We start from the raw sequence: 26,747 nt of genomic DNA, 5'->3' as shown, positions 1-26,747 counted from the left end.
GTCCTCGGCCATGCCCTCCCTAGGAGCCATCTCAAGCGACTCCCTCGGCATATACTCTAGCGAGAGTCATTACCAAGACCACAACGGTGTTCAGTTGCAAGCGCTTCGTCTCAGTCATCGTGCCGCGCGCTGCATCACCTCCCCCAGCACCCGACAAGTCAGCTCCACTTCGGCCTCGGTGAGCGTGGGATGGCAGAGGAACATCAACGCCGTATCGCCTAACCGCCTGGCCACCGGCAGCCGCCGTTCCGGAGTCCACCCCCTGCCCTCGAAGGCCTTCTCGCGGTAAATCTCGGAGCAGGATCCCGACAGACATGGCACCCCGGCCGAGGCGATCTCGGCAAGGATGCGGTCTCGATCCCACCCTGGGCGCAGTCGCTCTGGTTCCACAAAGACATACGCCTTGTAGGCGGCGTGCTCGAGATGGGTTGGCGGCTGGGGCGCCCGCAGCCCCGGACAAGCCCGAGCCACAGCCCAGATCCGCTCGGCATTGGCCCGTCGCGCCTGCTTCCAAGCCGGCAGGCGAGCGAGCTGGAAACGGCCGATGGCAGACTGCATCTCGGTCAGCCGCCAGTTGCTGCCGAAGCTCTCGTGCAACCAGCGAAACCCAGGAGGGTGCTCACGCTCATAGACGGCAGCCAAGCTCTTGCCATGATCCTTGTAGGCCCACATACGTCGCCAGAGCTCGTCATCACGGGTGGTCACCATGCCGCCTTCCCCACCAGTACTCATGATCTTGTCCTGACAGAACGACCAGCAGCCCACATGGCCCAAGCTGCCCACGCTGTGGCCCTGCCAGGTGGCACCATGGGCCTGGGCGCAGTCCTCTATCAGGTAAAGCCCGAGTCGCTCGGCCAGCGCCATTAACTCACCCATCTCGCAAGGCCAACCGGCCAAGTGCACGGCGATGATGGCCCGGGTATCGGGAGAGGTGACCGCCGCCACGTTGGCCGCGGTAATGTTCTGGGAGTCCAGGTCCACATCGGCGAATACCGGCACGCCACCCACGGCGACGATGCTCGAGGCCGAGGCCAGGAAAGTGCGAGAGGCAACGATCACCTCGTCGCGGCGTCCCGGTTGGCCACCGACCCCCAGCCCGCGCAGGGCCAGTTCCAGGGCCAGGGTGCCGTTGGCCACGGCCACGGCATGTCGAGTACCGACGAAGTCGGCGAACTCCGACTCGAAGCAACGTCCCTGCTCGCCGGTCCAATAGTTGACCCGATTGGAAAGAAGCACGGCACGCACTACCTCGGCTTCCTCCTCGCAATAGCAGGGCCAAGGGGAAAAGGGTCCATTCAGCATGCTCGACCTCCGCAGGTTGTCTATCAGCCCTGGTGCCGCATCGGGCGGGCCGGCACGCCGACCATGGTGGCACCATCCGCAACGTCGCATACCACTGCGGCGCACGCACCTACCGTCACGCCCTCGCCCAGGCACGCACCCTGGCGAACGGCGGCTCCTACCCCCACCCAGGTGTAGCTTCCCACCGAGACACCACCGGCGAGATTGGCGCCGGATGCCACGTGTACAGCCCGAGCCAGCCGGCAATCGTGGCCCACCGTAGCCGCGGTGTTGATGATGCACCCCCTGGCCACCATAGCGAAGGCGTTGATCACTGCACCAGCCACCACCACGCAACCGGACGCTAGGGAAGCAAAGGGGCTAACAATGGCCCGGGGGTGTATCAAGGTCACCAGATTCCCGCCGTGCTCCAGCAAGGTTTCGAGACGGGCGTCACGGACGCGGTTATCGCCGATGGCGACCGCCACCCCGTCGAAGTAGGCAAGGTCGTGCAACAGTGCCTCGAAGGTTCCTGCCACCGGCCACTGCTCCACCATGCCAAGACCGGGATAAGCGTCGTCATAGAAACAGACCTCGTTCCAGCCAGTCTGCAGGGCGATGTCAGCCACTACCTTGCCGTGGCCGCTCGCACCGAGTATGGCCAGCCGACCCGGCTCACTCATGGGAGCTGCCCCGGAAGCGCGGCATGGAAACGTCCCCTGCATGGGCGATTCCCTCGCGCCGCAGAACCTTCCGCAGTGTCAACATGAGAATGTGCAGATCCAGTCCCAGCGAGCGGTGATCCACATACCAGACGTCAAGTTCAAACTTCTCTTCCCAAGTGATGGCGTTACGCCCATTGACCTGGGCCCAGCCGGTCACTCCAGGCTTTACCTCATGGCGACGGCCCTGCCGATGGGTATAGAGCGGTAAGTACTCCACCAAAAGAGGACGCGGCCCGACCAGACTCATGTCGCCCTTGAGAACGTTCCACAGAGTTGGTAACTCATCCAGACTGGTTGATCTCAACCATTGACTGAAGCGTGTCATCCGCAACTCATTTGCCAGCAAATTGCCTTCCGTATCAATATCATTACGCATACTGCGAAACTTAAACATCACGAAAGACTGTCCATGCAGCCCAGGCCTCTGTTGACGAAACAAGACTGGAAACCCGAAATTTAAATACACAACAACAGAAACCAGAAGAAGCAGTGGACTCAATAGAACGAGCAAAAAAAATGCCATCACGAAATCTAGAAACCGCTTAACATACATCTCAACCTCCTAGAAAGAAAGCGGAAAGAAATAGTGCAAAACACAAATACCCTTTTTAAGCCAGGAGCTCAGGCATGAGTTGCCATGCGTTGAAAAATTGTATTACGATCAACAAGTTCATCATATACGCCAGAATCGATGACACGTCCCTTGTCGATGAGGTAAATGCAATCACACTTCCGTACCGTAGCCAGGCGGTGAGCAATCATGATGATAGTCTTATTGCCTGAAAAATCATGAATAGCATCCATAACCTGCTTTTCGGTAATGCCATCCAAGGCACTGGTGGCCTCATCAAGTATCAAGATATTAGCGTCATCATAAAGCGCCCTGGCAATGCCGATACGCTGACGTTGTCCACCAGATAGCTGAATGCCACGCTCACCCACACGAGTTTCCACTCCCTCCGGGAGTTCACATAAAAGCTCATCAAGGCGAGCCATTCTGGCTGCTCGCAATACGCGTTGATCATCGATTTCTTCATCTGGCAATCCAAATGCTATATTTTCACGGATACTGGCATCTGCAAGGAAGATTGACTGGGAAACGAAGCCAAGACTGTTTTGCCAAGAGTTTAACAATGACTCAGTGAGTGCCTCGCCATCGATCAGCAAATCACCACTATCCGGCTCAATCAAACCAAGTATAATATCTATTGCTGTTGACTTCCCTGACCCAGAGGCACCAACCAAACCGATCACTTTGTTTACCGGAACAATCAATGATAGCTTATCAAGTGCAGCCTCGGACTTACCGGGATAATGGAAAACAATATCGCGTAGTTCAATCTCACCATGAAGGTCCACATGGGCTCTAGGCGTTTCTTTCAGCCCATCATCGTCTTGAGATTGGCGACTATTGAAAAGGTCTTCGCGAATACTGTCAAAGGCTGCCAGGTTGCCTCTAATGGTAGCGACACTGGTATAGATCTGTTGAAAGGCAGGTAGCAGCTTGAGTCCCGCTAAAGCGAAAACAGACAGCACTGGCAGTATATCCCCCAGGTTTCCTCTATGTGCAGATAGCAAATAAAGAACAAGAAATATTACTGAGCCAAAGGCCACCATCTCCATGGCATAGCGAGGCACCTCAGACAATGCTTTTGTAGTACCTCTAGCACGCCCTAAAGAACGACTAGACTTTTCAAAGCGGGAATTAAAAACCGACTGACGACCAAGCAACAATACATCCTTGATACCGCCAAAACCTTCTGCCATTAGCTTGAAACGTTCACGTTGCGTTTGGGAAATTGCCTTTCCGTTTGATACTAGCTTGCGCCGCACAGTTCTATACAGGGTAAAATACACCAAGACGAAAACGACAACACCTGTAGCAGCTACCAAAGGATTATATATCAGAATTGCCAATGACATGAATAGAACCATGACAAGCTTAGCATTCATTTTCATTATTGGAGCAATGATCTTGTCTGTTATCCTGGAACACTCCTGAGATATCTTGTTCGTCAACTGTGCACTGCTGCCTCCGGCATGAAAAAGCCATGGTTGCTGCATAAAGTGTCGATAGAGTCTAGTGCTGAGCTCTGCTCCAATTTGCTGACCGTACATTGACAACTTCCAGACTGTAAACATCGACAGGCAAGAAGCCATGATAAGAATGAAAAGTACAGACACCCCAAACCAGAAAACAAAATCCGAAGGGTCTTGAAAACCTGACAATACGTAAAACCGAGCGATAACTCCCTCACCCTCCAGTTGGCTCATATCACCGACTATGGCCATGAAGGGACCAATTGCGACCACACCAGCCACTTCAGCAAAGGCCATTAATACAACAAGCAGCTGCAGGCCTATCAGTCTCTTCCGCTGTCCACTTGTTAGCAGGCAGTAAAGATCCTTGAGATTTGGGAGCATGACAAAAATCCTTGGGGTTTGGCGATCAGTGTACGTATTGTGCCTTTGCTTTACTTGTACTTGTAATTATAACCATAGCTATAACCATAACGATTAGCAGCTTTCCGCTCAATTGCGTTGAGAATGGCACCGCTAACTTTAACTCCGGATTTTTCGAGCTGTTTTACAGCCAGCAGGACCTCCCTAACTGGGTTTACCTGGAAGCGTACGACGAGCAGGGAAGTACCACACAGTGCTCCTATGACGGAAGAATCCGTGACTGCAAGAACTGGCGGCGTATCAAAAATAACCAGGTCGTAGAGCTCAGAAACCTCATCACAAAAATGACTAAATGATGATGTCATAAGTAGCTCAGAGGGATTGGGTGGAACTCGGCCACGGGAAATATAGTCTAGGCCTTCAACTCCACTGTGACGAATAATATCATGAGAGTGGGAATCACCAACTAACAGTTCGGACAACCCACCATGGCTGCGATCATTGAATAGATGATGAAGGTGCCCTCGCCTCATATCAGCATCAACTAGCAGTACTCGTTGGCCAGCCTGCGCACAAATGGCAGCCAGATTGGCAGAAATGAAGCTCTTTCCGATATTCGGAGTTGGGCTGGTGATCACCAATCGATTATCTTTCTTTTCGAGCATAGCGAAGTGTAAGCTGGTACGAAGACTACGCAGTGACTCTACCGCAATGTCGGTAGGTACACGCTCGGCCAGTAAGTCTTCCATCACATCAAAAGCATGTCGATCTCGACGATGCTTGACCCTTTTGACAAGCTTTTTTTGTTCGTTAGAAAAAGGCACGGTTGCGTAGACAGGTAACTCAGCTTCCTCAAGCTGCTCGGGAAGTTCAACTCCACGATTCAAAACTCCACGAACCAGAACTAGACTAACTGCCAACATGCCACCTAACATAGTCGACAGCATCACGACTCTGGGCTTCTTGGGCTCGATCGGCCTAGCGTCTACTTGGGCGTGATCGATGATACGTACATTGCCTATAGTACCAGCACGGGCGACTTGTAACTCCTGCATACGATTAAGCACATTGACATAGATAGCTTGAGTGACTTCTACATCTCGGGTACGGCGGACTACTTCCTGTTGTGCTTCTGGAAGATCGTCAACTCTGTCATTAAGTTCTGCTCTTTCAGACTCCAGATGTCGCTTCTGACGAAGTAAAGACTGATAGGCAGGATGGTTTTTCGTGAACCTTTGAGCCAATTCGGCTTCTTTGAACTCCAATTCATTTAACTGACTATCTAGCTGGATAAACTGTTCAATAGCTGCCTGTGCTTCAGAGGTCAAGTCGACGCTATGCTGGTTGGATCGGTATTCATTAAGGCTATCCTCGGCAGAACGAAGTTGTGCTCTAAGAGCAGGTGCCTGCTCTTCCAGGAATGCTAGACTTTCGTCGACTTCGGCAGATTGACGCTGAACATTCTGATTGAGAAAGGTTTCTGCCACTGCATTCAGCGAGCGTTGAATCTCTTCTCGATTTACACCGGTGAGCATAAGCTTGAGCATACCGGTGCTCGCATCACGTGATCCACCTACTTCCGCCACATCAAAGCGGTTAGCCAGATTTCGTATAGCCAAGGCGCGAGAGTGCTTCAAGAGTGTAAATTGGGCACCCACAGGAGCTTCCAGTGAGGCAATCCGCAGTTTAATATCACCATCTAAGAAATTGACAATTTCACCAACCTGACTTTCGCCAACGTCTCTAGGTGTCTTTCCGCCAAGGCTCAGGGAATAGTGCCCGTCTTCACCAGTAGTAAGGATAATCGGGGTACCGCGAAGATAATCAGCCACTTCCAGGCGTCCAAGCTCGAGCTCCTCACCTCCCCAAACTACAGATTGAGTCTGGAGGAAGCTTGGAAGACGAATATGTTCTTGTAAAAAGTCCGGAAAGGGAGCATATTTCTGCAAAAAGTCAGGAAGTGAGCCGGCAAGCACAAAGTCATTGTTGGCAAACGATGGTCTAGGTATATCCATCCGATGGACATAACTGCCAATAAGTGGCAGAGCCTTGGGTACAACTTCTGTATCTAACCCAAGGCGATCTACAACGCGACCCAGCACCATGCGTGACTTAAGTATCTGAACCTCAGCAGCAGTACTGCTCTCGCGCTCATCACCGCGAGCGACTGCAGACATCTGTTCAAGCGGATTTACACTGGCACGGCGTTCAACCTGAACTAGTGCATCACCTCTATAGATAGGTGTTGCGAGAGTCGCATAAATTGCACCGAAAACAAAAAACAAGAAAGTTATAAAAATGATTAGCCACTTGTGATCCATCAATAGCCCGAATAGGCGCCCGAGGTCTATCTCTGCATAGTGTTGGTTCACTGAATTTTTCATGGTGCCCCCGCGCTTAGGTATTTTTGCATTTTCTCAGAAGGAAGTAGAAGCAGAATATGCACCGGTCGAATTATAATAGCTATGGAATAGTACTTTAGGGCCGGCCAGTTCGTTGTGCTTAAAACACACAAAATTTATCATTTGATATTAAAAACATGGTTGGTCAATCACAGGCGTCCTTGACAAGGCCGACTTAACAATTGAACAAATAGTGTCTACCTGGCTGTTACTTAACCCAAAGAACATGGGTAAGCATAGAACACGCCGAGAAACCATTCTTGAGATGTCGCAATGACTATTATCAAACCCAGGTAGATTCAGCGTATCCAAGGAAGGGTGGAAATATCTTCTTGGAAAGATACCATTAGACTCTAGGGCGTCTCGTACGCTTACCACCTCAGACTCACTAGATAGCAGTATAGGAAAATATGAGTAGTTCATTGTAACCTTTTCATTGAGAACCTGAAATCCAACCCAGTCAGTCAAGACCTTCTTATATCGGTAAAATATTTCTTCACGGATGGCGATTATGTTATCAATATCCTCAAGAACGCAGAGGCCCATGGCAGCCTGGAATTCATTCATTTTGCAGTTAATGCCGAGAGACTCTATATTTGAATCTTTTGTCATGCCGAAATTGATTATCTCTGAAGCGTAACCATGGTCTTCGGGGTTTTTGAAGATAATGGCACCACCTTCTATCGTATGAAACAGCTTAGTCGCATGGAAACTCACAGCGGAAGCATCACCGTAAGCGAGTAAACTTCTGTCATTATATTTTACACCAAACGCATGTGCTGCATCGTAAATAACCTTGACACCATACTGTTGGGCAATCTTCTCCAGCTCCTCAACTTCACAACCGTTTCCAAAAACGTGTACGGGAACTAGTAGGCGGGTTCTGTCAGTGATACCCTTTTTCACACACTTTGGATCCAGGCACCAAGTGTCCCGATTGATATCTGTAAATACGGGGTTGATCCCTTGCCATTTCAATGAACTCGCTGTAGCAATAAAGGTAAACGGAGTGGTTATGGCTTCCTCTACACATTTTTCCGCCCCTAGGCCGAAGGTTGTATAGGCAACCTGGAGTGCTAGAGTACCGTTGTTGACCAAAAGAAGATGTTTTACACCGAGATATTCTTCCAGCCTTGAGGTCAACTCCTTGACCAGCCCACCATTATTTGTCAACTGATTACTTTGGTATATTTTATCAATATATGAGTCAAGCTTTCTTCGGTCAGGGAGGTAAGGGCGGACGACAGGAATCATAGCTCACTCACTATATCCAGAAGATACTGACCATAACCGTTCTTTGAAAGGCAACTACCGGCTTTGGTAAGGTCATTGACCGTCAACCAACCATTGTTAAAAGCAATTTCTTCAAGGCATGCAACCTTGTATCCCTGTCGCTTTTCAATTGTTTCAACAAACTGGGAGGCTTCAAGGAGGCTCTCATGCGTTCCCGTATCCAACCATGCAAAACCACGACCTAGCACCTCAACTTTCAAGCTTTTTTTAGAGAGATAACTCTGGTTAATAGATGTAATTTCCAGCTCTCCCCGACCTGAAGGCTTTACCTGCTTGGCAAGCCCAACCACATCATTATCGTAAAAATATAAACCTGTAACCGCAAAGCGTGATTTAGGATTTTCCGGCTTTTCTTCAATGGATATAACGCGTCTCTTTTCATCGAATTCTACGACACCAAAGCGCTCTGGATCCTTTACAAGATATCCAAACACGGTGGCTCCATCAGTACGGCTAGCTGTTTCTCTGAGTAAGGGCGAAAATCCTTGGCCGTAAAATATATTATCGCCTAGCACTAGGCAGACTCTATCACCTCCAATGAAATGCTCTCCGATAATGAACGCTTGGGCCAGGCCATCAGGGCTAGGTTGAATAGCATAGGAAAGGTTAAGCCCAAATTGTTTGCCATCTCCCAGAAGCCTCTGGAAACAATACTGTTCGTCGGGCGTGGTGATAATCAAGATATCCTGAATACCAGCCAGCATTAACACGGACAATGGATAATAGATCATTGGTTTATCATAGATGGGGAGTAATTGTTTAGAAATGCCCATCGTTATGGGATAGAGCCGTGTACCGGAACCTCCTGCAAGAATGATACCTTTCATGGTCATGCTACCTCCGCGCCTGAAATTCCAAGTCGATTCCTTTGATATTTTCCTTCTTGTACTCGCCGGCACCATTCAAGGTTTTCAAGATACCACGCGACAGTCTTCCTTAATCCTGATTCAAATGTTTCACGAGGTGACCAGCCCAATTCTGAATGGCACTTTCCTGGATCAATGGCGTAGCGATAATCATGCCCAGGCCGGTCATCAACATATTCGATCAGACTACGGTATGGTCGGGAGGCTGGATGTATCACGTCCAGTAGGTCGCAAATTTCCTCGACAACTTGAATATTCTTTTTTTCATTATTTCCACCAATATTATAGGTTTCTCCAGGTTTCCCCTTTTTCATCACTGTGCAAAGTGCACGAGCATGATCTTCCACATAGAGCCAGTCACGCACCTGCAGGCCTTGTCCATATACGGGTAGCGGCTTGCACTCCAGGGCATTCAATATCATCAATGGAATCATCTTCTCAGGGTAATGATAAGGGCCATAGTTGTTCGAGCAGTTTGTGATGAGAGTCGGCAAACCATAAGTCCGTTGCCAAGCACGAACCAGATGATCTGCGCTCGCCTTACTAGCAGAATACGGTGAACTTGGCGCATATCGGCTTGTTTCTGTAAACCGCTCGCTGGCTGGACCGAGATCACCGAACACTTCATCCGTAGAAACATGTAAAAATCTAAAACTTACTCTCTTCGCGGCGCTGAGTTTCAGCCAGTAGCGCCTTGACACTTCAAGCAAATGATAGGTACCAATTATATTTGTTTCAATAAAAGCTGACGGACTATCAATTGAGCGATCGACATGACTCTCGGCAGCAAGGTGCATGACAACATCAGGTTTGTACGTAGAGAATACCCTTTGCAGTTCTTCAGCATCACAGATATCTACGCGCTCAAACGCGTAGCGTGAGCTATTCGATACTTCCAGCAGAGACTCCATGTTTCCTGCATAAGTTAACTTATCTACGTTGACAACGTGATGGGAAGTATTGGCTATGAGGTGCCGAATCACTGATGATCCAATGAAGCCTGCGCCGCCTGTCAGCAAGTATCTCATGAGATTCTTAATCCCTATGGAAGTGAGGCCCGGTAGCCTGTCAACGGGAATGGCTACCGCTCGAGCCCAATGGTCCCTGGAATTTCTTCTTTGATAATCATGAGTGAAGCCATCACCAAGTAATAAGTTCTGAGACGAAGCCTGAGAATACAAAGCGAAACATTCTCACAAACACAATGTTACATTATTATACTATTTCTTGCGTACACTATTTTTCTCATACTTAGCGAACTACGACAGCCATATAAAAAGCTCATCTACTATCAATAAGTCCTTGCAAGAGATCGAGATGGATTATCCATATTGGCAGGAGATCAGTGTGTAATGAGCTTAAGATCACTAATACGACTATGGATGAAAAGATAAGTGGGTATACGTCAAGCTTTCTTGATGGTCAACAATGTCCGATATAACTTGAGAAGATCTTCCCAGATGACGACATTACTGAATTTTTTCGCCCAGAGGCGTCCATTCCGGCCGTGTTCACACCTGAGATCACCGTCAACGATGTAAGACCTCATTGCATCGTGCAGGGCATCTACGTCTTTCGGCGGTACAAGCATGCCATTAAACCCATCGGATACTGCATCTTTGGTTCCATTCACATTACATGCGATGACAGGAATGCCCATAGCCGCCGCTTCAATAAGCACATTTCCGAATCCTTCCCAATGGGCGGGAAGAACAAACAGGTCCATTATGCGATAATAATTCTCGACATCCTCTACGGACCCAAGACTGGTGATATTTACGTGGCTTTCTATTCTGTCGAGAGTGACGTCCGAAACGCTCTGCTCATCCTCATAGGGGCCAATAAGAAGAAGTCGAGTATGGGGATATTGAGAGTTTAGTCTCAAGAATGCATCAACGAGTTCGTCCACCCCTTTTCTGTCAACAATTCGACCGACAAAACCAATGATGAAATTGTCATTCTTGAAACCAATGTTTTCTTTCAACTTGTTAACAGGAATCAAGTCCGTGCGCGTAGGGTCAAACCTATCCAAGTTCAAGCCATTGCTGCTGCCTATCCCGTTCAGTTGATAGCTCCCCTCCTTCAATATTTTTTCATTTAGCCCCTGCAAGGCAACACTCGAACTGATGCATATAACTTTGTTAGATAGAGTGCAGGATAACTTTTCGCAACATTTCATCAGCCAGCAGCGAACACCAGATAATGACTCATGGCGAAATCCTCTTATTGTATAGACTCTTCCAGGAACTCGGCAAACGAAAGAAGCTATCATGCACAGAACACCGGCTTTCGGAGTTCCCGCATTGACAATAGCGGGACGAAGCCGAATGAAAAGCATGATCAAACGAAACAAGGAACCAATGTCCTTAAAGAAACTGGGCTCACGCTCCATAGGGATTTCGTAGAGCTGTATCCCTTCAACGGCAGCAAGGTCTCTGACACTTTGACCTGGTGATGAGACCAGAACTGGTAAAAAATTATTATCCTTTATATACTTTAACTGCCCCCTGATCAGGACTGCACTCACATGTGATGTTATCGCCGTCACGACCACTGGCTGAGAATTTACTTTACTTGAATCCATAGGGCAGACCTATTCGTATAAGACAAACGCGTGGCTGAATAGACTCATTGACTAGCGCAGCAAGCCGCTTCGATCCGAGAAAACACCCTCCCAACATCGGCACTACCATAATTATTATTATGGAGTCTGATCAAATCAAGTCGGTTCGTCATGCAGGCATCCCCAACCAAGCCTAAAAATCTGGCTTCATCAAAGGAGTCAACTTGGTAATTACATTTATCCAATAGGTCAGGCCTGGTAGCCACGTTAGCTTCAAAGACTTCTCCAGACGCATGAATATAGGAAATCAAAACATCGTGATCAGCATATGGCTCGTAAAGCGTTTGTAGCACGGACTTAACTTCTTCAATGTTTTTGTCATGAATATTTGCCCAGCATAGCTGAACGAAGCCTTGGTCAAGAATGACTATATCATGATCCCGAAGGGCTCGACGCAGGTTGAAGTCGATATATGCCGCGTTGACAATAGTTGAAACCAACCTCCTTTTGTTTACCCCTGACAGTGCATTATTAATTATTTTTACAATCTTTAATGCACGAGCCCTTGATGCAACTAGACACTCGAAACAGGAGATAATCTTCAACGGATATTTAAATTTCCGTTGACCGCTGAACAACATCACTTTGACTCGATCATGAATACTCTCTTCACCAGTGCACCTAACAAGCTCTCTGCAGTAGTGCGTTTTTCCGGAACCGGGTTTACCGGTAAACTCAATGATGCAAGCCATGTGTAAGCCTATCGATACGGTTCTATAAAGGAATTATGTTCTACGGAGCATCGCAGCCAGAAACTGTCTACGGGCCTTCATTCAGCAACAAGAGCATGGAGAATCGGGTCCAAACACGCCTCAAGGACATCCGCGAGCAGTTTGAGACCGAGATTCGGTAAACCAACGGGAGCACGGTGAGAGGCCCATTCGCGGATCTGCGCGCTTCAGAAGGGGTGCCACACGCTCGACGAGGACGAGGACGAGAACCCGTAAGGCAACTGCAGGCACACCTGGTCCTGGAGAGCCCTATGGAGCGCTGAGCTACCGAACCGGCCTTGGTGTGATGTGGAATGGAACAGCCAGCCGGCTTCGCGGTGATCATGGACAGTGACACGCGAGAGATTTTCGGTAGCGATCTCTGACAACAGACTATCGTCGGTACTATAATATTTCGACGGTAAAGGCCTAAGGCCGCATCCAGAATTTCACGGCGTCCTGTACCTAGAACAAAAATGGACTCGTCGAGGGCTTCTTCCGGTCCTTGAAGAAAGCATGCATCTGGCAGCATCGGCTCGAGTCGCTGGGCCAGGCCGGGGCGGAAATGTGCTAGAACAGGCACTATAGGTCATCGCTTTCAGGATTACAGCAAGAAATCGATGGCAGGCTAATATAACGAGAGTTTTTACAAGCGATTCTTCAATGCCCGTGGATTCGACTTTTCTATAAACCCTGCCGGTGAAGAGATGCGCCACATGGCATTTATTACCAAGTATCTCATCAGGCTCATCTGTGATCGTTTCAACTTTCTTTTTGCTTCTAAGAACTGGCGTGTCTGGTTAGCACAGGATGGGTCCGAGAAAATCATCTCGTCATATTCGATGATCTTATGAAAAAGTTTATTACATATATTTGTTGCGTAATGAAATACCAGGGTCTCTTTCCTCCACCTGCCCCTACCAAATCCCGGGTCTGTTGCATTCCACCTGTCTTCAAGTGAAAGGATACGCGCATCACTTTCGAAGATGGCTGGAACAAGCGCGACTTGATCATACTTGTTACAAATCTGCACATATTTTTCATTCCATTTTTCAAAGAATTTTCTCCCTGTAGCATTGTTTCTTACCAACATGACTCCGCTATTCCAATGAGGCAAGTCACTAACCCTTAAATCACCAAGTACTTTAACGTCACCTTTGCCGTTTCTTTTTTGCGGATAGCGATTCAGCCTCAAACAAACATCAAAATATTCGAGTATTTTTCTAGCCAAAGATAGATTCCCCATGACGATAGTATCGCAATCAAGAAAGATGACCTTTTCATACTCACTATAAGCCAAGATCCTGGTTTTCAAGTGGCGATTGCTTTCCACATCGGCATCGACATATATCCAGCTATCAAAACCATTTCGAAAACATTTTACGTCTGGTGGCTGATGGGCTATGTTAGTGACGATCGTGAATGGCATATCTGGATTATGTCTTACCAAGCTTTCGGCCGACAAGAGTGCCATCGCCAGATAAGGGCGACCCAAAGCAAGATAAACGACACCCAACTCTTTTGCCATAATATACACTCCGTTCATACCCCATGATAACGCGACAATATTTATACTCTTGATAACCGGATGAATAGAATTACAACCGCAGCCATAACCCAGAAATAAGACTTGTCGACATCTGATGAAGAGGACAGTGCCAACAAGGCATAACCGAGTAGTGCCAATGCGATGATGGAATGATTTCTTATGGATTGAATGGCCAAACTAGAAATGAAAAAGAACAGTGCGGTTACCCCGACGAAACCAAAGGCACCCAATGTTCCTATAAACAATGAATGAGGGTTACCCATTGAGCCTATGCCGCTTCCAAATAACAGTTGAAACACACTGGCATCGTGAAAATATTCTTGCCACAGGTCCAGCCTGGTATTCGATTCAATAGTAGGTGCACGTAAAAGACGAAAATCAGAAACGCTATCATCAACGAACGGAAGAACACCAGGACCATAAATGGCTAGTGAATATATAATAATCGAAATAAGAGAGACACCTGACATTGCAATGATAACATTTTTGACCGGCAATTTTTTTCCAAAGAAGATCAACTGGGTAAAAACTGCAACAGCCAAGCCAAATCCCGTTGCAATTACGGGCATGCGAGATCCAGTATAGAACATGCCTATAAAAGCGATCAGCCCCATCGCCGTCCACATCAGTTTATCAAACCAGTTCGCGTTGTATGTAATTACTCCAGCCATGCATGTGACTACAACAAGCCCAAGCACATTAGATAAGGATCGTGGAGAAGACTCAGTATCTCCAATCGAGAGACCAAGCTCATAATCCCGAGACATGCTAATATCCTGTGTAGAGAGAAAGCTCAATGTTGAAAAGAAAAGTATAATACCAACACTTCCCATGATGTAAATAAGTGCCCGTGTCGCATCAGGATGAATGTAGCCTCGTACAAACTCGGCGGGCCGAGATCCTCCGAGAATAGCGATGAATATCAGGATGGTAAGCAAAGCGGCTAAACGATCAAGGCGACCACTTCCATCAAAAAGTGCTACGCTTACCTCAAGCACGATAAAAACAATAATAAGCACTGCAATACTTGTATAAACAAGAAATATGTCTCGCCTCAGCAAGACATGAACAACGCCTCCCAATCCACAGCCAGAAATAAGTATCCATCCGAAATGGAGTCCAAAGATGAAATCTATGTTATTCAGTGCAGAGCCGACCAATATAATTGGAAAACCGTATAATGGTGAGAACCCCGAAGCCAGGACTGCAAAGACAAACCCCAGAAATACAGCAAGTCGTGTATCCATGACAGCAACCAAGGCTATCAGAGCTGGCAATGACACGATAGATACAATTCGCAAAAATAATGGCCGCTCAGAATACTCCAGGTTTATGCCGTCAGTCATGTCTTTTACTCTTCAACAATGGTGGCGCGGACATAATGCATATCATTGAGATCATTCTTAGAGATACCAACGCAAGTCATTCACCATGCCACCTTAACTTTTTGACAAACAGGTTAATGTCTCGAAGTCTCAATATTCGGATCAAGAACTCCTTGGACAGGGTTTTGCGAGAGGTGAGCGAAAACACCTTTCTCAAATACATGATCCAGAAGGCATAAGCATATTCATCTTTTCCAACTCTTTTGTAATATCTATAGATCCAATACCAGGAATTAATTTGTTCTTCGTGACGAGTATTCAAGTCCAATCCACTCCACATTCCATCAGGATGCACAATATGGCATGCGGGTTGAATTTCACTATGGAAATGACTGCCACCATAGTTTCCCAGTAAAGATATTAGAAACTTGTCATTATTTTTTATTTTCCCTCTTTCGGGAATATCTCCAAAATCAATATTTCTAAAAACCATTGTGAGATTGAGCATCCATGCCTTTCCTGTCGCCATCTCCTGTGCAGAATAATCCCTGTGATGTTTTCTGGCTAACCGGGATTGAGTTATAATATGGCCTTCCTGATCCATGGAAAATGAATCATGCGATGTGACGGATATATGGGGATGGTTTTCTAGATATGCACACTGTAACTTTATTTTTTGGGGGTCCATCCAGTAGTCGTCGCCTTCACAGTAAGCTATATATTTCCCAATTGCTTTTTTGTGAGCAATATCGAAAACTACTCGCCCCTTTGAGAACTGGTTTTCTTCTTGAAAGATAGACTTTACGATATTAGGATATTGCGACTGATAGGCTCTGATAATATCGGAGGTCCCATCCGTTGAGGCATCGTCATGGATGATTACCTCAAATGGAGATCGCAAATCTTGACTCAAGAATGATTCTATTGCTCTGGAGATATACCCATAGTGATTGTAAGTTATGCATAATATGCTGACAAGCGGCTGAGTTATATCGCCACTCCATGATTCCATGATATCCTTTTCATTCTTAATCATCGGTTTCACCGCCTGTAAAATTTACAGCACCAATATAAAAATTTCAAAGAACTGTGAATACTGATACTATTCGCTTTGGAAACCGATGAGCAAAGACGGCCAGCTCTCGGCAAATAATATTGACTTGAACTCTCCACTACTGAAGATCGAGAATAAAATTATTTATGTCACTGATTATTTCGTCCAACCCCTTATCCACATCTATAGTCAGGCCAGGAAACCCGCTTTCCTTCATCCGACGTATTAACATTGCACGCCGACCCATTACTTCAATGTTAAATAACGACAATTCATCACATGTCATGTTTTTATGGTAGCTCAGGGTTTGTCCTTTAGTCTTTGACCTTCTCTTTATCCTTTCATTTATCATCTCTGGACTTGCTGTAAGGTTTATCACTGCCCGATTATTCATGATAGCCCTGAAGTCATCTGGATATAACTCTGAAAGGAGACAAAGCTCGTTGGTAAACTGATGGCTGAGCCCTTCGTCCACTAACACAGTAGCTGGGAATTCATGCATATTCAGATCATAAAGAATCTTGATCGCTTTTCGTTGCAATATGTCAATGTCGTCTAATTCGTTAGCCGCAATGGACAGCAATCGAGCCCGTGATGCACATTCTTTCTTTTCCTTACCGACCTTCAGACGTCGTGATGTCAATATTGAATTCTTGATCAAACTCTTGATCAAGTATGTTTTCCCGATACCTGGCGGGCCAACTAAATCAATCACGATGGAATGGTTGGTGGATTTTGAGCACCGATACGCTTTGAACCCGGCCCTGTTGTAAAGAAAGTTATCGACTGATGCTTTCATTGCATCTTTAATCTCCTGGAAATAGTTATTACCACAAATCCCCAAAAACTCGATCCCACGACACAGGTTCGAACCTTGCATGTCCCAGGGATGGTGCAATGGTTATTTCGCCAAACACGATCCTTTCGTCCTCAACCTGATACAGGTCCACTCTTACAAAATCGTAATTACTACCAAGCTGTTCGGCAATACGAATCATCTCTTCGAGGCAAGTGGGTCTAGCCGCGTCTGGTCCTACTGGATATCCTAGTTTAAAATTTTGACGCCTCCACTCAGTATCATACAATGATCGTGTATGGTTAACAAAGCGTCCGAAGTCAACCTGGATATACTGTACTTTCCCATGAAACACGAAGAACTTGTAATCAAGTGGCACATTACCGGTACCAGGCAAAAGGTGCTCTTCGATAATCACCTTCGGTTTGATCATTCCATACCACCACTCATTGGAATAAAGATAAAATCGCTTCAATGGATTATCATGACGCCGAAGTATTCGTGAAATATTTTCCCTAATGTCTTTTTCTGTGAATTTTTTTTTGTCGTTTACTATAAGAAGGCTTTCTGGTCCGCATCCGTCATTCCCTTTAACGACGAATGAATCCGGCAGTGCATTATAGTCGAGGTCTTCAGGTTCCTCTAAAATTTGGAAGCATTTGGTAAGATATTCATCGCCAACAGTTTTTTTTACATACTCCCTGACCGCAACCTTATCTTGCAACATCACAGCATCTTTCATATCCCGGCTTACTTTTCTACAACAGATTTTTTCGTTGAATGTTTTCGGGCTTTTAAGGTCGCACCAATACCCCGTATGCCGCCTGAATTGAATCTTCTCATATACAATGGGGCCTAGAATTGATCTTGTCACTAGCCGATAAATAAGCTTTGCCTTCATAATGAGCTCCCGATTCAGGTTGAAACTTTGGCCACATCTATCGTGACAAGACTGGCTGTTAGCGACAGGATAAAAAATCTTGTTAAAGTTAGAGTATTTCACCAGAGAAAGCGTAATTTATCTAAATATCAAGGGAAGAATTATATGTGAGGGATATGCCTTGCTATGATGTATGGTTTGCTCGGCCACTGCCATTTTGTCGTCCATACCCTGCTCATTTCCTGTATTAGGGTTGCGGTCCCAGAGGGGGAAATTACTGCTCGTGATATGTACCCGGATTCGATGTCCGCGGAGAAAAACATTACTCGTTGGCTGAAGCTTTAGTGTATATCGAGATATTTGTCCTGGTGTTAACAGGATCGGGGCTTGCCAGATGGATTTTCTGAACCTTGCCCTAATTATTCCTTCAGTCAAGTTATAAGCTGTGCCATCTGGATAAACGTCTATCAGCTTGGCTGTAAAGTCCGTATCCTTGGCAGAGCTCGCGGCAAAGAGGATAATCTCGATAGGCCCTGTCACTTCGAGATCGTTTTCAAGAGGAGCACTGGTGAAAACCAAAACATCTTTGCGGCTCTCGTTCGGCCGCTGATCGACAGCGCCGACACTAATCAGTTCGGGGTGATCCTTCCCTAGGAATGAGTGATTACCACCGAGTGTCGGAACCGGGTCATCTGGATTGTACAGATAGGTGGTGGCTGGTTCGTTCTCCGGAAGAGAGGTTCCAAGCGTGCCAAATCTCGAGCCATCAGGGCTGCTGAAATAGAACGGAGTAAAGTCAGTGTTGGGTAATGGCCACTCGTCTACAAAGCGCCACTCATTGATTCCCATTGTAAAAATCCTGATGGGTGGTTCTGATTCCATGCCATTATCGATTTTCTTGATCACATGGTCCAGCCACTCGATAGCCAGCATGATATCGATTTTAGATGCGTCTGGCCCAAAATCCCTGTCACCAACCACGCGATTTAAATGGTCTGAGGGGTTGATTGCTATACGAATATCAGACACATTTCCACTGTCGCGCAAGGCTTCATAATTGTCGAACACTGCACCAGCATAATAATCATACCAACCCGACATCATGAATACCGGGATTTTTACCTTATGATATTTACCCCTGAGGCTAATTTCTTTCCAAAAGTCATCGTAAGTTGAATGGCTAACATAATCGCGCCAGAGCCGATTCCTGGTCTTTGATACTTCCAAGTCCAGATCGATGAGTGGCAAGAAGTTATACAGATTCTTCCATCCGTAGCGACGAGCCTGATTGGCATTTTCATATGCGCGGCTTGATGCAGTCATGGCCAACGAGAGCGCTCCATTGCATCGATAAACGCACTGCCATAGATCAGCATTAATACCTTGTGGTATAATTGCTTTCAAGTTGGGATGTTGCGTTGGTGCCACCAGCCATTGAGTGGCACCCCAATATGAACGCCCATACATCGCAATATTGCCATCACTCCATGACTTGTTACTGATCCATGTCAATGTGTCGTAGCCATCTGCAGCATCATCAAAGAACCGATTTAGCTCACCCTCGGATGGAGCATGGCCTCGCGTTGCTTGCCCCACATAGGCGTAACCGTGAGATGTGAATGTTTCTGCATCGCTATAATCTCCAGCCCGATAGCCACGCGTCATCACCACAGGGAATCGTCTGCTGTCCTCGCTACTGCCCTTGGGCAACCAGACCCTTGTAAATAGTTGAACTCCATCACGCATCTCGACCATGCCTTCCATGGTCGGCACAGGAGCGGCAGCTTGGTATCGCATCTTGAATACAGCCACCAACATCATAAGTATGACGATTATTAATAAGAACCAGCGTTGCACGATTGGCAACCTTAGACTTTAAAGCATTTATCGACTTTCTGTTGCAATCTAGGCTAACGCCTTGAGACCAGTAGCGGATGCATGGGGTGCTGGCCCAGGAATTTCCAGTTTGATTGCCTCTTTCGATTCCAGGCTCGGGGAAAATTCTATGTCATGGTAGAAGGCCCCTCTGATACTGACATTGTTTCCATGAACAGTTAATCTGTCTTCCTTGATCCACTGGACTACCTGTATGAGTGTCTTGCATTGCTGGACGAATATCCGATGACGCATTGTTTCTTTGGCTTGCCCTGGTTCCACAGCACACGCAGATTGCATAACAATCTTCCCTTCATCCATTACATCCTTGATCAATTCCACAGTCGTTCCAATTATTTTTGTGTGATACGCAATCCCATCACCAAATCCATCCATACCTTTAAAAGCCGGGAGCAAGGAAGGGTGGAAATTGATTATTCGATCCTTGAATTTCTCGCGAATTTTTTCTGTGTAAAACTTCGTATAGAAGGACAGCACATAGTCTATGTCATGCTTATCCATATATTTACAAAGCTCATCGCAAAATTCATCATTGGACGCTACATCAAAAACAGTCACAGGAACGCCATGTTTTCGAGCTTTCTCGATGGCAGGGCATTGCTGATCAGCTACCACTGAATGTATAACCTCTCGTATGGAGGCAATTTCCAGTACCTGATTCATGATAGAACCGGCCGTTGATACGACAAAGATGAATCTTGGGCTTTTTTTGCTCATGAACCACCTCACGCCCGATAAGCCGGGAAGAATGTAGTGTTCGAAGTACCGCTCGATAGGCTGTTGTATGCTCGTCTGTCAAGAATTTTCCCGCAGAAATATACTGTTTTCGTCGTGTTCGCCCATCCTTTCTTGAAATGAGCCAAGCCAGAAGATGACTCGTCACCCCCGCCAGGCAGACCTCCTAAGTTTACCCATGCAACTTTTCCCGAAAAATATTCTAGCATTGTCCATTTTGTCGCATAGGAGGCACCCAGTGTGTACCCTTCTCCATTAAAGGCCACTAGATGGCCTTGAGCGACATCACCCTGGACATACCAAAGATCCAGTCCCACCGTTTCGCCACCACTGACTGCCCTGAACATGACTATGCCTGGTACTTTCAGTTGCTTTTCAAAGGCGTCTCGCGAAAAGGCACTTAACCCCTTGATGTCATGCTTCTTGGCAAGCACGCTGTAAAGTTTTATCCATTCTTCAATATAGGATGTTGGGTCAGTGCATACTTCAACGTCCATCTTTCGCAGGGCACGCTTCGCATTAGCACGATGTGATTTTGATACAAACTTCTCCAACGCCTGGCTAGTATCTACGACATAGTGGTTCTTGTAAGGCATTACAAAATCGAAAGTCTCTTCCAGTATTGACCTGTTATAGCCTCCAAATGGATCAGTGACCATGGAAAATGAAACCCATTGCCCTCTCTTTGCTTCCAAATCTCGCCCTAGTGCGGACCAGGCTTTACAACAGAAAAGAGGATATAGTCCTATGGCATCATGGCGATCCGTATTCGGTATGGCGCGTTCTAACGCCCATCCCCCACTATGCTCGAGCTCATAGGGGTTGCCAAATTCCCTGAACGACTCCGCATATAGCGGATGCATGTAGCCCGAGTTCATACGTGTATCTTGTTATCTGTGCAGGCAGTCTCTTCGAAACGATTCACTTGAGCCTGAAGTTCACGTAGTCGGGTCGAACGCGAGCGTTTGAAGAATTTTTCCCGCGGCAGTGTATTCAGTCGGTACTTCGCTTTCCACTCCCCTCGAAGCAGTTCCGTACTACTCGGGTCACTTGATGGTTGCATAGTAGCCTGGACCAGGACCCTGTCCGGGCCTCCTGCATGTGGCGGTGAGCAGTGCCATGTGCAGGTATGACATAAGGCTATATCACCTGGCTGCAATGATGGGCAGATAAGAGGCCAATCCGGGTCCAGAATTTCCGTATTAACCTCTCCTGCATCACCCAAGTAGCCGAAATGATGAGTTCCAGGGTAAAAGGAAATGCCTCCATTATCCCTGTTCGATACGCTCAGCGGGATAAAAACAGTCGTCTTTTCAGGCCAACCATAGTCGTAACAGAAGTCATTATGAACAAATACCGGGGTTCTGCTTGAGCGATCCTTGATAACGAAACGCTGCATGAAAAGTGCAAGATCCGGGTAAAGTACCTCCATCACATCCAGCAACTCTTCACATTTGTGAATATCCGCCAAGACAGGTGGAAGTGCCTCATGCACATGGACGGGATTGAAGGGATCTATGGTTCGGCTGTTTGCAAGCTTTTCTTCGTAAAAACTTTTCCATTCCGCCTGCCATTCTTTTATCAAGCTCTGAGGAATCACCCTACGTACGATAAAAAAACCTACTTCCCGATATATATCAATCGAGAGTTCTTTATCATCAGCCTTCGCGATCAGTTCGCGTACATCTCCAATATCGAGCGATTTCATAGATTAACCACCTTTTAAACGAAGTGATCTTTCAAATCTTGTAGTCGCCAACTCGCTTGGGGAGCAAGTCGTAACTTCTCTTCATATCGATTCCGTATTGTTCATTGTCATACGGTACCGAACAGTAACCCATGACCGCTTTTTGGCTGTCAGTGAGCTGATCGTATATTTCTTGAGGAAGGTTTCCTGGTATATCGAAGGCTTGCTTTATCCACCATCGGCAAAATGTCGCGATCATCGCCCAGCGAGTGCCGCTGGTGCGGTTCTCTCTTGCGCCATGCCATATCCGACTGTCCCAGAAAAGCAAGTCTCCGGCCTGTGCTTCAATAGAAACTGCATCGTTGAAGGACTCTTGTGATGCATACCTGTCGGAACGATGTGAGCCTGGCACAATTACCGTACAGCCATTTTTCTCTGTCTGGTCTTCCAGCAAGATGGAGCATTGCATGATAAAGGGATGCGAACCTGTGTAGGGCACGAAGGAATCAATATGCATTGGCATTTGATGATTGCTACTACGTGCGAGAAACGACCGTAGTATATAGTTGGGTGAGTCAGGAGGAAGCGACGTGAACCACTGGTCATTGAGGAAATGCTTCAAGATAGCCTCGATGGTGTCATTTCCCATCATCATTTTGATAAATGCAATCTCCTTGTTCTGAAGATTGTAGACCATTGCTTGGTCCCGGTTCAGGCGGGGCATTCTCTCCGATTGTTCTGACACCGTCTTGTCGAACCAGGACTGTACCAGACCTTTCGCCTCTGCGATTTCTGCTCGGCTGAATGCCTGCGGTATGTATGCATATCCGTTTGATTCGATAGAATTGATGTATGAGCTGATGGTACTTCCCATATCATCAGTTCCGTCGACAGTGTGTGATGCTAATGACTGTTTCATTTCCCTCTCCACATGTTCTTCTATCAATTTATGCCCTGCCGCTGGATGCTTGCTGGCTTTCGCGAAGGTCTGTTGTTCGTTGATCATGGACCGGTTATCAAATACGGGATCTGGCGACATGGCCGATGCCACACCAGACCCTGTCACCACTGACTGCCGCACTGGCCGTTGATCCCTCACCCACCTGTAAAAGCTCTTGGCTACAGGGCAGGAGAACAGGGGTTGAGGTGTTTGGCCGATAATCCAGGGGAGCCTGTTTCAGGAGGGTGATGATGTTCTGCTCATCGTTAGCAGCGACTGCTGCTTCCAGCCTGCCCAGAAAGGGCTCAAGCTTGTCCCAGGGCCAGTAGCCCTCCCGAGTGGTGAGGATGCGAGGATGGCGTGTATGACTGGCGTTATCCCCGATGATCAACTCCTCGTAGAGCTTCTCGCCGGGTCTCAGGCCCGTGTATCGGATCTCGATATCGCCACCGGGACTCTCCGCACTCTTCACCTCGAGGCCGGAAAGCCGGATCATGCTCAAGGCCAAATCCGCGATCCGCACGGGCTCCCCCATGTCCAGCACGAAGACCTCGCCGGCCTCCCCCATGGCTCCGGCCTGGATCACCAGCTGTGCCGCTTCGGGAATAGTCATGAAGTAACGCGTGATCTCGGCATGGGTCACCTCCACCGGGCCACCCTGCGCGATCTGTTCACGGAAGCGAGGCACCACCGAACCACTGGACCCGAGGACATTACCGAAGCGCACCATGCAAAACCGCGTCGCCACCTCCCTTGGATAGCGACTGGCGTAGGCCTGACAGATCAACTCGGTCAGCCTCTTGGTTGCCCCCATGACATTGCTGGGCCGCACCGCCTTATCGGTGGAGACCATCACGAAACTTTCCACCCCGGCTGCCACGGCGGCTTTTACCAGGCCCAGGGTCCCGAATACGTTGTTGCGGATGCCCTCGATAAGGTTGCTCTCCACCAATGGGACATGCTTATAGGCGGCAGCATGGTAGAGCGTCTGTACTGCCTCTTTTCGCATCAGCGACTCGAGACATGCTTGCTGTTGGATGGACACCAATGCAGACCGACAGACGGATCCGGGGCCGCCAGTCGTTGCCATCAGCAACTCTTGCTCGATGGAGTAAAGCGCGAACTCACAGCTGTCGACGAGCACCAGGCGCCGGGGCTGCTGCAGTAGAATCTGGCGACAAAGCTCCGAGCCGATTGACCCACCAGCCCCTGTCACCATGACGACCTTCCCCTGGATGTCCTGGGCCATGAGATCAGGAAAAGGCGGGACGGGCTCCCGTCCGAGAAGCTCCTCGACAGCCACGTTACGGGTGTCATTGACCAAGGCGCGACCCGACACCAGGTCTTCCGTGCCTGGTATGGTCTGCACCGGAATGGAGAGCTCGGCGAGGTTCTCGAGTATCTCCCTGCGTCGGCAGCGCGGGGCACTGGGTGTCGCGAGCAGCACCAGCTCTACGTCCAGCCGATCGACCAACTCTGCCAACTCATCGGGCCGATGAACCCGCAGTCCTTCTACCAGGGACCCCTGAAGCCCTCGCCAGTCGTCAACGAAGGCACGCGGCCAGTAGTGTCCACCCTGCTGCAGGGCACGTGCCAGCTCGCAGCCCGCCGCCCCAGCACCGTAGATGATCACTGGCTTGCGCTGGGTCCTGCAGCTCAGTTGGTAGAGCTCATGAAGCACCAGCCGCAACCCGCCGATACCCAGCAGCGCCAGGATGGCGAACACCGGCACGACCCGCATGGCGAAAGGACGCCCCGTGATCAGGTCGAGAAACAGCAGCCCCCCGGCGACGAATACGACCCCAGCCGTCATGGCCTTGATCACTCGCCGATTCATGTAGCGCAGCACGACGCGATAGATGCCCAGCATCTCGAAACACAGCGGCGTGGCCAACACCATTGCGACCATCACGGCACTGGTTCGTCCTTGCAGCAAGGTCTGTGCATCGCCTACCAGAAGGAGAGCCATGAGCATGGCCACGGCCACCACCAGCATGTCCGCTACTCTGAGCAGCCAGCGCTTGGTTCGCCGTGGCAGCCGCACCAGTGCCTCGAGCCATCCTGACACCGACATGATCACAGGCTCCCCGCGGACGACCCGATATCACCGGGAAGGGTAAGGGACGGCAGCAGGAGGCTGATCACGTTGTTCCAGCGGGCCAGCGGCGCTGACGTGACATAGACGACGTCCTGGGCTTGCAGCGGGAAACGCGTCCCGAGCATCAGTCGGGTTGCATCGCTTATGTCAAGCTGATAGACGGTGGCCAGTTTCTCGCTCTCGGGCGCATGCCCGCGCACCACGAAGATCCCGGAAGGCTCGGCACGGCTCTCGTTGACGCCCCCCGCCCTGGCCAGGGCATCGGTCAGGTTAATCCGCTCGTTCCCCAAGGGAATGGCACCAGGACGATTGACCTGGCCTAGCACCACCACGTTCTGGTTCTCGGCCGTGGGGACATGCAACAAGTCGCCATCACGCAGAAGCCGGTTATCACGCTGGTTGCCGCGCCTCAAGAGGTCATACAGGGAGATGCGATGTTTCTGGCCGTCCCTGACCAGCGTCGTACCGTGCCAATTTGCCTCCGGTGTCGCGCCCCCCGACTGGCTGATGGCATCCAGTATGGTCATTGGCTCGCTGGTGATCGGCAGGGTCCCGGGCGTTTCCACGGCGCCGGTTACATAGACCTTCTGGGAACGGTAGGCTGCGACATTCACCTCAATCTGCGGGTCGGTGATGACACTCGACAGGCGACTCGTCAGTATTCGGCGCACATCCTCCAGGGTCCTGCCCTCTACCCGCAGGCGCCCCACATAGGGATAAAACATGGTGCCATCCGGCTGAACCCGGTTACCGGTGTCCTCGGCTTCCCGCTCGGCTCCAGCAGGGATCGTCAGCTCTGGATGGTCGTAGACAATGATGCTCAGCACATCTCCCGGCCCCACACGGTACTGGTAATCACGCAGCTCCTCGCTCAGCTGTTGGGGCATGCCGCGGGCCGCAGCCTCCTGCTGGGGCGACATGGCGGCCACCAGCTGCGGCGTGATTGGCTCCAGATCGACACGCTGGTCCAGGGACTCGCCAATCTTTTCCTCGTCGATATGCCCGCCTGGCGACATGGCACAGCCCCCAAGCAACCCCAGGGCCAGCAGGAGTACTAACATTCGGGCCTTGCCCTTCCAGGCCCAGGCTTGCGGACTCTCTGCCTGGGTAGTCGCACTATCCGTTTGCACTGCATGCATCATGGTCAGATCCCCGCTCGTATGTTCGGACACGCTACCGCCATGAGGGTGTCGACTAGCACCGCCCGATGCCCCTTGCAGCCACATGACGCGCCACAACGTGCCGGTAGATCGTCCAGCGCCCGCCTCAGCCACGCAGGCTCGGGGCAGCGAAACGATACTGCCGGATAGGTAACGTAAGCTTACAAAGTTACCGATCAGCCATATTGGGTTTTTCTTGCACCATCAAGACTGATAAGGGGGGTACGGGAAATGCAGGAAGCGATGGAGGGGCATCAGTAAATCAAGCATGACAGCAATGTCATCTGCGACTCATGCATAAAGATGATGAGGGTCTATACCAGG

Annotated in this window: 22 protein-coding genes; all 22 read right to left on the bottom strand. The window is 48.8% G+C overall.

What is annotated here, in order from left to right:
- Positions 1 to 114: 114 nt before the first annotated feature.
- On the bottom strand, positions 115 to 1,302 hold the full coding sequence (locus DFP85_RS00550) for a DegT/DnrJ/EryC1/StrS family aminotransferase (protein ID WP_133633899.1): 1,188 nt from the start codon (positions 1,300 to 1,302) through the stop codon (positions 115 to 117).
- Between the two features lie 23 nt (positions 1,303 to 1,325).
- On the bottom strand, positions 1,326 to 1,964 hold the full coding sequence (locus DFP85_RS00545) for an acetyltransferase (protein ID WP_133633897.1): 639 nt from the start codon (positions 1,962 to 1,964) through the stop codon (positions 1,326 to 1,328).
- Positions 1,957 to 2,559 carry a sugar transferase gene (locus tag DFP85_RS00540; protein WP_133633895.1) on the bottom strand — a complete coding sequence of 201 codons (603 nt, stop codon included), beginning with the start codon at positions 2,557 to 2,559 and terminating at the stop codon, positions 1,957 to 1,959. The genes DFP85_RS00545 and DFP85_RS00540 overlap by 8 nt, the downstream gene beginning before the upstream one ends.
- A gap of 68 nt (positions 2,560 to 2,627) precedes the next feature.
- The gene (locus tag DFP85_RS00535) at positions 2,628 to 4,430 is read right to left on the bottom strand and encodes an ABC transporter ATP-binding protein (RefSeq protein WP_133633893.1); all 1,803 of its coding nucleotides are present in this window, start codon (positions 4,428 to 4,430) and stop codon (positions 2,628 to 2,630) included.
- 50 nt (positions 4,431 to 4,480) lie between these two features.
- Entirely contained in the window at positions 4,481 to 6,793 is a 2,313-nt protein-coding gene (locus DFP85_RS00530; RefSeq protein ID WP_133633891.1) for a polysaccharide biosynthesis tyrosine autokinase, read from the bottom strand.
- Between the two features lie 147 nt (positions 6,794 to 6,940).
- A complete protein-coding gene (locus DFP85_RS00525; protein WP_133633889.1) occupies positions 6,941 to 8,065 on the bottom strand; it encodes a DegT/DnrJ/EryC1/StrS family aminotransferase in 1,125 nt (374 codons plus the stop codon).
- Positions 8,062 to 8,931 carry a glucose-1-phosphate thymidylyltransferase RfbA gene (rfbA, locus tag DFP85_RS00520; protein WP_208108420.1) on the bottom strand — a complete coding sequence of 290 codons (870 nt, stop codon included), beginning with the start codon at positions 8,929 to 8,931 and terminating at the stop codon, positions 8,062 to 8,064. The genes DFP85_RS00525 and rfbA overlap by 4 nt, the downstream gene beginning before the upstream one ends.
- 2 nt (positions 8,932 to 8,933) lie before the next feature.
- Entirely contained in the window at positions 8,934 to 9,998 is a 1,065-nt protein-coding gene (gene rfbB, locus DFP85_RS00515; RefSeq protein ID WP_133633885.1) for a dTDP-glucose 4,6-dehydratase, read from the bottom strand.
- A gap of 377 nt (positions 9,999 to 10,375) precedes the next feature.
- Positions 10,376 to 11,554: a glycosyltransferase family 4 protein gene (locus tag DFP85_RS00510; protein ID WP_133633883.1), complete on the bottom strand. Its 1,179-nt coding sequence runs from the start codon at positions 11,552 to 11,554 to the stop codon at positions 10,376 to 10,378.
- Positions 11,555 to 11,598: 44 nt separating this feature from the next.
- Positions 11,599 to 12,285: a hypothetical protein gene (locus DFP85_RS00505; RefSeq protein ID WP_133633881.1), complete on the bottom strand. Its 687-nt coding sequence runs from the start codon at positions 12,283 to 12,285 to the stop codon at positions 11,599 to 11,601.
- 664 nt (positions 12,286 to 12,949) lie between these two features.
- A complete protein-coding gene (locus tag DFP85_RS00500; protein ID WP_166644560.1) occupies positions 12,950 to 13,831 on the bottom strand; it encodes a glycosyltransferase in 882 nt (293 codons plus the stop codon).
- 41 nt (positions 13,832 to 13,872) lie between these two features.
- A complete protein-coding gene (locus DFP85_RS00495) occupies positions 13,873 to 15,198 on the bottom strand; it encodes a hypothetical protein (RefSeq protein ID WP_133633877.1) in 1,326 nt (441 codons plus the stop codon).
- Between the two features lie 76 nt (positions 15,199 to 15,274).
- On the bottom strand, positions 15,275 to 16,213 hold the full coding sequence (locus DFP85_RS00490; RefSeq protein ID WP_133633875.1) for a glycosyltransferase: 939 nt from the start codon (positions 16,211 to 16,213) through the stop codon (positions 15,275 to 15,277).
- A gap of 136 nt (positions 16,214 to 16,349) precedes the next feature.
- Entirely contained in the window at positions 16,350 to 17,030 is a 681-nt protein-coding gene (locus DFP85_RS00485; protein WP_133633873.1) for a P-loop NTPase family protein, read from the bottom strand.
- 28 nt (positions 17,031 to 17,058) lie between these two features.
- Positions 17,059 to 17,928, bottom strand: a complete 870-nt coding sequence (locus DFP85_RS00480; RefSeq protein ID WP_133633871.1) for an ATP-grasp fold amidoligase family protein — start codon at positions 17,926 to 17,928, stop codon at positions 17,059 to 17,061.
- A gap of 117 nt (positions 17,929 to 18,045) precedes the next feature.
- Positions 18,046 to 19,764 (bottom strand): CocE/NonD family hydrolase, encoded by a 1,719-nt coding sequence (locus DFP85_RS00475; protein WP_133633869.1) that lies wholly within the window; start codon positions 19,762 to 19,764, stop codon positions 18,046 to 18,048.
- 48 nt (positions 19,765 to 19,812) lie between these two features.
- Positions 19,813 to 20,520 (bottom strand): phosphoribosylglycinamide formyltransferase, encoded by a 708-nt coding sequence (purN, locus tag DFP85_RS00470; protein ID WP_133633867.1) that lies wholly within the window; start codon positions 20,518 to 20,520, stop codon positions 19,813 to 19,815.
- Between the two features lie 8 nt (positions 20,521 to 20,528).
- Positions 20,529 to 21,416 (bottom strand): GNAT family N-acetyltransferase, encoded by an 888-nt coding sequence (locus DFP85_RS00465; RefSeq protein ID WP_133633865.1) that lies wholly within the window; start codon positions 21,414 to 21,416, stop codon positions 20,529 to 20,531.
- Complete coding sequence (locus DFP85_RS00460) at positions 21,413 to 22,246, bottom strand: phytanoyl-CoA dioxygenase family protein (RefSeq protein WP_133633863.1); 834 nt, start codon at positions 22,244 to 22,246, stop codon at positions 21,413 to 21,415. Before DFP85_RS00460 ends, DFP85_RS00465 begins: the two co-directional genes overlap by 4 nt.
- 31 nt (positions 22,247 to 22,277) lie before the next feature.
- On the bottom strand, positions 22,278 to 23,231 hold the full coding sequence (locus DFP85_RS00455; protein ID WP_166644559.1) for a phytanoyl-CoA dioxygenase family protein: 954 nt from the start codon (positions 23,229 to 23,231) through the stop codon (positions 22,278 to 22,280).
- Positions 23,232 to 23,241: 10 nt separating this feature from the next.
- Positions 23,242 to 25,239 (bottom strand): polysaccharide biosynthesis protein, encoded by a 1,998-nt coding sequence (locus DFP85_RS00450; protein ID WP_133633859.1) that lies wholly within the window; start codon positions 25,237 to 25,239, stop codon positions 23,242 to 23,244.
- Between the two features lie 2 nt (positions 25,240 to 25,241).
- Positions 25,242 to 26,324 (bottom strand): polysaccharide export protein, encoded by a 1,083-nt coding sequence (locus tag DFP85_RS00445; RefSeq protein ID WP_133633857.1) that lies wholly within the window; start codon positions 26,322 to 26,324, stop codon positions 25,242 to 25,244.
- Positions 26,325 to 26,747 lie beyond the last annotated feature (423 nt).

It is taken from the genome of Halomonas ventosae (assembly GCF_004363555.1).
Taxonomy (GTDB): Bacteria; Pseudomonadota; Gammaproteobacteria; order Pseudomonadales; family Halomonadaceae; genus Halomonas; species Halomonas ventosae.
This window is presented reverse-complemented; position numbering and strand designations above follow the sequence as displayed.

Bases quoted from the DNA above. Each gene is read 5' to 3' on its own strand.
- DFP85_RS00550 (WP_133633899.1), bottom strand. From the start codon at position 1,302: ATGCTGAATGGACCCTTTTCCCCTTGGCCCTGCTATTGCGAGGAGGAA.
- DFP85_RS00545 (WP_133633897.1), bottom strand. From the start codon at position 1,964: ATGAGTGAGCCGGGTCGGCTGGCCATACTCGGTGCGAGCGGCCACGGC.
- DFP85_RS00540 (WP_133633895.1), bottom strand. From the start codon at position 2,559: ATGTATGTTAAGCGGTTTCTAGATTTCGTGATGGCATTTTTTTTGCTC.
- DFP85_RS00535 (WP_133633893.1), bottom strand. From the start codon at position 4,430: ATGCTCCCAAATCTCAAGGATCTTTACTGCCTGCTAACAAGTGGACAG.
- DFP85_RS00530 (WP_133633891.1), bottom strand. From the start codon at position 6,793: ATGAAAAATTCAGTGAACCAACACTATGCAGAGATAGACCTCGGGCGC.
- DFP85_RS00525 (WP_133633889.1), bottom strand. From the start codon at position 8,065: ATGATTCCTGTCGTCCGCCCTTACCTCCCTGACCGAAGAAAGCTTGAC.
- rfbA (WP_208108420.1), bottom strand. From the start codon at position 8,931: ATGAAAGGTATCATTCTTGCAGGAGGTTCCGGTACACGGCTCTATCCC.
- rfbB (WP_133633885.1), bottom strand. From the start codon at position 9,998: ATGAGATACTTGCTGACAGGCGGCGCAGGCTTCATTGGATCATCAGTG.
- DFP85_RS00510 (WP_133633883.1), bottom strand. From the start codon at position 11,554: ATGGATTCAAGTAAAGTAAATTCTCAGCCAGTGGTCGTGACGGCGATA.
- DFP85_RS00505 (WP_133633881.1), bottom strand. From the start codon at position 12,285: ATGGCTTGCATCATTGAGTTTACCGGTAAACCCGGTTCCGGAAAAACG.
- DFP85_RS00500 (WP_166644560.1), bottom strand. From the start codon at position 13,831: ATGGCAAAAGAGTTGGGTGTCGTTTATCTTGCTTTGGGTCGCCCTTAT.
- DFP85_RS00495 (WP_133633877.1), bottom strand. From the start codon at position 15,198: ATGACTGACGGCATAAACCTGGAGTATTCTGAGCGGCCATTATTTTTG.
- DFP85_RS00490 (WP_133633875.1), bottom strand. From the start codon at position 16,213: ATGATTAAGAATGAAAAGGATATCATGGAATCATGGAGTGGCGATATA.
- DFP85_RS00485 (WP_133633873.1), bottom strand. From the start codon at position 17,030: ATGAAAGCATCAGTCGATAACTTTCTTTACAACAGGGCCGGGTTCAAA.
- DFP85_RS00480 (WP_133633871.1), bottom strand. From the start codon at position 17,928: ATGAAGGCAAAGCTTATTTATCGGCTAGTGACAAGATCAATTCTAGGC.
- purN (WP_133633867.1), bottom strand. From the start codon at position 20,520: ATGAGCAAAAAAAGCCCAAGATTCATCTTTGTCGTATCAACGGCCGGT.
- DFP85_RS00465 (WP_133633865.1), bottom strand. From the start codon at position 21,416: ATGAACTCGGGCTACATGCATCCGCTATATGCGGAGTCGTTCAGGGAA.
- DFP85_RS00460 (WP_133633863.1), bottom strand. From the start codon at position 22,246: ATGAAATCGCTCGATATTGGAGATGTACGCGAACTGATCGCGAAGGCT.
- DFP85_RS00455 (WP_166644559.1), bottom strand. From the start codon at position 23,231: ATGATCAACGAACAACAGACCTTCGCGAAAGCCAGCAAGCATCCAGCG.
- DFP85_RS00450 (WP_133633859.1), bottom strand. From the start codon at position 25,239: ATGTCGGTGTCAGGATGGCTCGAGGCACTGGTGCGGCTGCCACGGCGA.
- DFP85_RS00445 (WP_133633857.1), bottom strand. From the start codon at position 26,324: ATGTTAGTACTCCTGCTGGCCCTGGGGTTGCTTGGGGGCTGTGCCATG.